Origin of the sequence: Streptomyces sp. CBMA123 (assembly GCF_014596465.1) — a bacterium.
Taxonomy (GTDB): domain Bacteria; phylum Actinomycetota; class Actinomycetes; order Streptomycetales; family Streptomycetaceae; genus Kitasatospora.
The window spans coordinates 1-5,322 of the sequence record NZ_MECK01000326.1 but is presented as its reverse complement, the minus strand read 5'-3'; the positions used below and the strand labels follow the sequence as shown (position 1 = coordinate 5,322).

Annotated in this window: 3 protein-coding genes and 2 pseudogenes; all 5 read left to right on the top strand. The window is 71.6% G+C overall.

The window, feature by feature from the left end:
• Positions 1-134, top strand: a pseudogene (locus tag BG452_RS29235) (ATP-binding protein); the annotation flags it as partial.
• A 510-nt stretch (positions 135-644) separates the two neighbouring features.
• Complete coding sequence (locus BG452_RS29230; RefSeq protein ID WP_317621282.1) at positions 645-4,010, top strand: nitrate- and nitrite sensing domain-containing protein; 3,366 nt, start codon at positions 645-647, stop codon at positions 4,008-4,010.
• A gap of 10 nt (positions 4,011-4,020) precedes the next feature.
• Positions 4,021-4,434 carry a roadblock/LC7 domain-containing protein gene (locus BG452_RS29225; protein ID WP_030248297.1) on the top strand — a complete coding sequence of 138 codons (414 nt, stop codon included), beginning with the start codon at positions 4,021-4,023 and terminating at the stop codon, positions 4,432-4,434.
• 161 nt (positions 4,435-4,595) lie between these two features.
• Positions 4,596-5,240 (top strand): DUF742 domain-containing protein, encoded by a 645-nt coding sequence (locus BG452_RS47825; RefSeq protein WP_188307359.1) that lies wholly within the window; start codon positions 4,596-4,598, stop codon positions 5,238-5,240.
• A pseudogene (locus BG452_RS29215) lies at positions 5,221-5,322 on the top strand (ATP-binding protein); the annotation flags it as partial. The gene BG452_RS47825 and the pseudogene BG452_RS29215, both read left to right, overlap by 20 nt.

The following is a 5,322-nucleotide window of genomic DNA, read 5'->3' as shown; positions in this document are numbered from 1 at the left end:
CCGACGAAGTCCGCGAAGCCCTCCAACTCAGCACCGAAACCCCCGTCATCACCCTCGACGCCCGCCGCCGGGACAGCGCCAAAAGCGCCCTCATCACCCTCGTCGAACACGCCCTCCTCGCCCGACTCCGGTAGGAGGACGCGCGCGCGGGCTCCGCGCCGCCCGTCGGCGCGGTCGACGCGCCCCGGAGGCGAGGGCGTGAGGTCGGCGCCGAGCCGAAGGGTCCGAGGGCCCCGGAGGCGTGAGTAACGGGAACCGCCTGGCCCCGGTGAGCCGTCACACTGACGGGTCGCCGGGGCGGCGCTGCCTTACCGGCCGGTGTCCTCCGGGGGCCGCGCGCAAGACCCGTGTATAAGCAGCGGATAACAGTTCGGTAGGCATTTTGTGATCAACAATGACGCAGCGTGGCGAATCAGCGTCACTCAGCGCCAGATGACCACGGATTTGCTCCGTCATGTCGTTGATTGTCCGGATTGTTCCGGCACGGGTGTCATGCGACGGCTGTTTGTCCCCCATCCCTGCACGTGCTGAAATTCCAGCTGCCCCTGAATATCCCGAGCCGGCCGTCCGGCGGCGGGCCAGGGCCCCGGGGGTAGCGCTGGATTGATCCATGGCCGGCTAGTCGGCCGAGAGGTAGTTGTCGAGTGAGGCGTAAGCAGCAACCCGCCCCGCAGCGGCGCTCCGAGCCCCGCCAGAGCACGCCGAACGGCGGCGCCGCGGAACAGGCCGGATTCTCCGCGTTCACTCCCGCCGAGGAGCGCGCCCAGGCCGCCCAGGCCCCCAAGCCCCCGACGGCCGGCAAGGAGCCGCGCCCGGGTGCGGGTCCGGCGGGCTCACCGGGCGAGGGCGGCTCCAGCCGGTACGACTTCCTCCGCCCGCGCAACTGGCGCGTGCCGACCCGACTGATCGCGATCCTGCTGATCCCCGTGATCATCAGCCTCGTCTTCGGCGGTCTGCGAGTGAACACCTCGGTCGACGGCTACATCAAGGCATCCCGCGCCGAGAAGACCGCGGAACTCGCCAAGGCGGCGACCGAACTCGCCGAGGCGTTCGAGAACGAGCGCGACAAGACCCTGATACCCCTGCTCACCGGGCAGGACCCGAACAACGAGGTCACCAAGCGCCGCGCCGACACCGACGCCGCGCTGAAGGCCTACAACGCCGCGTACGCCGCGTCCGACAAGTCCGGCGAGCTGCCGCGCCGCCACGAGGCCTTCCAGGCCCTGGTGGGCGACCTCCCCCACCTGCGGCAGGTCGCGTACACCAAGGAGCTGTTCGCCAGCGCCACCGCGAACGCCTACTCGGCGCTGTTCGCGCCGCTGCTGGCCTACGACAACTCGGTCGGTAACGGCTCCGCCAACGCCACCAGCAAGGGCCGCGCGATCTACGCGATGTCGCTGGCCAAGGCCTCCGCGTCGACCCAGCGCTCGCTCATGCTGAGCCTGCTGGTCGGCATCTCGCAGGGCGTGACCACGCGCTACGAGAACCAGGACATGACCCAGCAGATCCTGGTCGCCGAGAAGCTGGAGCAGGTCTCCCTCACCGAGTTCAACACCGGCGCCGACCCCGAGGACGCCAAGAAGTACGCGGACGCCCAGGTCGCCCTGGCCACCGCCCAGGACCGCTCGGCCTTCAAGATGCCGAACGGCTCCGCGCCCAGCATGCAGGGCCTGCTGGCACTGGCCGGCAACTACGCCGAGGCCGCCGCCGCCGGGCAGCAGAAGGGCAAGGCCGCGGCCGACGCCGCGTACGCCGAGGCCAAGAACTCCGGTCTGACCCCGGACAACTGGAACCAGGCCGCCGGGACCCACATCCAGGCCCTGCGGAACACCGAAGTCGCGCTGCTGGACGAGGTCCTCACCAACTCCCGCGACCTCAAGGACAACGCGCTCTACGACGCCATCCTCAACACGGTCATCGTCGTCGCCGCACTGATCCTGGCCGGCCTGCTCACCGGCTACGTCGCCCGCTCGATGATCCTCGGCATGCGCACCCTGCGCAGCGCCGCCCTGGAGATCGCCGACCACCGCCTGCCGGACCTGGTCGAGAAGCTCTCCAAGACCGACCCCGAGCGGGTCGACACCTCGGTGACCGCGATCCCGCTGCACGGCAAGGACGAGATCGGCGAAGTCGCCCGGGCCTTCGACCAGGTCCACCAGCAGGCCGTGGCGCTCGCCGCCGAGCAGGCCCTGCTGCGAGGGAACGTCAACGCGATCTTCACCAACCTGTCGCGCCGCAGCCAGGGCCTGATCCAGCGCCAGCTGGCGCTGATCACCGACCTGGAGAACAACGAGGCCGACCCGGACCAGTTGGAGAACCTCTTCAAGCTGGACCACCTGGCCACCCGTATGCGCCGCAACGGTGAGAACCTGCTCGTCCTCGCGGGCGAGGAGGCCGGCCGCCGCTGGAACACCCCGGTCCCGCTGGTCGACGTGCTGCGCGCCGCCGCCTCCGAGGTGGAGCAGTACGAGCGCGTCGAGCTGTCCGGCATCCCGGAGGTCGAGGTCGTCGGCGCCGCCGTGACCGACCTCGTCCACCTGCTCGCCGAGCTGCTGGAGAACGCCACCTCGTTCTCCAGCCCGCAGACCCGGGTGCTGGTCAACGCGACCCGCCTGCCGGACGGCCGCGTCCTGGTCGAGATCCACGACAAGGGCATCGGCCTCACCGCCGAGGACTTCGCCGAGATCAACGAGAAGCTGGCCGAGCCGCCCACGGTCGACGCCACCATCTCCCGTCGCATGGGCCTCTTCGTGGTCGGCCGGCTCTCCCAGCGGCACGACATCCGCGTCCAGCTCCGCCCGTCCGGCGAGTCGGCCGGCACCACCTCGCTGGTCATGCTCCCGCCGTTCGTCACCCGGTCCGCGATCGCCCCGGAGCCGGAGGAGCAGTTCACCGTCTCCCGGATCTTCGCCGAGCAGGAGCCGGCCGCCGAGTGGGCGCCGGACAACGGCGGCCGCAGCGCGGCCGAGCTGGGCTTCGACGACCACCTCACCGGCATCGGCAACGCCGGCTCCTCCGGCTTCAGCCCGGCCCTGGAGGCCGTCCAGCGCTCCCAGCGCCTCGACCAGGTCCGCCGCGCGGCCCTGGAGAGCGCCCCGGAGTCGCCGGTGGTGGACGCCGAGGTCGAGGAGGACTACCAGCAGGGCTACGACCAGTACGCCCCGCAGCAGGGCTACCAGCAGGGCGCCTACCCGGACGACCGCTACGGCAACGACGAGCAGTACGGCTACCAGCAGGGCGGCTACCAGCAGGACGAGTACGCCCAGGACGGCTACGGCCAGTACCCGCAGCAGGGCTACGACCAGACCGCCTACGCCGACGACCAGTACGGCTACCAGCAGGGCGGCTACCAGCAGGACGAGTACGCCGACCAGTACGGCCACCAGGCCGAGGAGGCCCCCGCCGGCCACCCGTACGCCCCGGAGCCGCCCGCCCTGCCCGCCGCCGAGCCCTCCACCACCCTGCCGTCCGGGCTGCCCCAGCGCCGCCCCGGCCAGCAGCTGGCGAGCGGCGGCCCGGGCAGCGCCCCGGCCGTCGGCAGCCCGTCCGGGGAGACCCCGAACTGGTTCGCCGGCGCCAAGGACACCTCGGCGCCCTCGGCGCCCGCCGAGACCCGCGGCCACGACGTGTCCGCACTGGGCGGTTACGGCCCGACCGGCCCGACCTCCTCCCCCTGGCAGTCGCCGAACGACGGTGACTGGCAGCGCGCCGAGCAGCTCCGCGAGCCCTCGTCCGCCGGCACCACCGGGGCCGGACTGCCCCGCCGCGTGCCCAAGCAGAACCTGGTGCCCGGCAACGCCAAGCCCACTCCGCAGGACGGGCCGCAGGTCTCCCGCAGCCCCGAGGAGGTCCGTGGCCGCCTCACCAACCTGCGCCGCGGTGTGGAGCAGGGCCGCAGCGCCGGCAACACCGGAAGCTTCCGGATCGACCCCGATCAGGTAGACCAGTCCGGCAACGGACAGAACCGGAGCACCGATCTCTTCGGCGGCTCGAACCACCAGGAGCGTTGAGTTGACTCAGATGAGCCAGGCCGCACAGAACCTGAACTGGCTGATCACCAATTTCGTGGACAACACCCCCGGGGTGTCCCACACCGTGGTGGTCTCCGCGGACGGCCTCCTGCTGTGCATGTCGGAAGGCTTCCCGCGCGACCGCGCCGACCAGCTCGCCGCCGTCGCCTCCGGCCTCACCTCCCTCACCTCCGGCGCCAGCCGGATCTTCGAAGGCGGCGAGGTCAACCAGACCGTCGTCGAGATGGAGCGCGGCTTCCTCTTCCTCATGGCCGTCAGCGACGGCTCCGCCCTCGCCGTCCTCGCCGCGCCCGACTCCGACATCGGCCTCGTCGGCTACGAGATGGCCCTGCTCGTCGACCGGGCCGGCGCCGTCCTCACCCCCGCACTCCGCGCGGAACTCCAGGGCAGTCTCCTGCACTGACGGTTCGTCGGATACCGTCCAGGTATTCGAAGTACCTCCGCGTCCTTCCCGGGCCCGCTTCGGCGGGCTCGGGTTCGGACGTTGTACGGCCTTCGCACCACCGGCTCCGGACTCGTACCGAAGCCCGCACCGCACCGCCGCACCTTGTGAGGAGAGGAACCGTGACACCGCCCGACGACCGCAGCGGCCAGTACGGCGTTCCGTACCCTGGCACAGGCCATGACGCCTTCGGAGCACCCGGCGCCGGCCACGGTCAGCCATACGGTCGGGACCAGTACGGGCAGCCCCAGCACCCGTACACCCGGCCCGAGGAGCAGTACGACCCGTACGCCCGGCAGCAGTCCGCCTTCGACACCCCGCCGCCCGGCTACCCGGCGCCGCCGGGCCCCGCGCCCGCCGCGGCCCCCGGCCACCGGCCCGCCCAGGAGCCCGGGCACGTCGAGGAGTTCGAGGACGAGCCGGACTCCGGCCCGCTGATCCGGCCGTTCGCCATGACCGGCGGTCGCACCCGGCCCCGCTACGAGCTCGCGCTGGAGGCCCTGGTCTCCGCCGACGTCGACCCGCAGCGCCTGGCCACCCTCCTCCCGGAGCACCAGCGGATCTGCACGCTGTGCCGGGAGGTCAAGTCCGTCGCCGAGGTGTCCGCGCTGCTCTCACTTCCCCTGGGAGTGGCCCGCATCCTCGTGGCCGACCTGGCCGAGGCCGGCCTGGTCGCCATCCACCAGCCCGCTTCCGGCGGCGAATCCGGAAACCAGCCCGACGTCACGCTGCTCGAAAGGGTCCTCAGTGGACTTCGCAAGCTCTAACGCGGCCGCCCCCACCCGCGCCACCACCTCCGCGAAGATCGTCATCGCGGGCGGCTTCGGCGTCGGCAAGACCACGCTCGTC

What these genes read in the sequence shown, in the direction of transcription:
- BG452_RS29225 (WP_030248297.1), top strand. Translation starts at nt 4,021, where the DNA reads ATGAGCCAGGCCGCACAGAACCTGAACTGGCTGATCACCAATTTCGTG.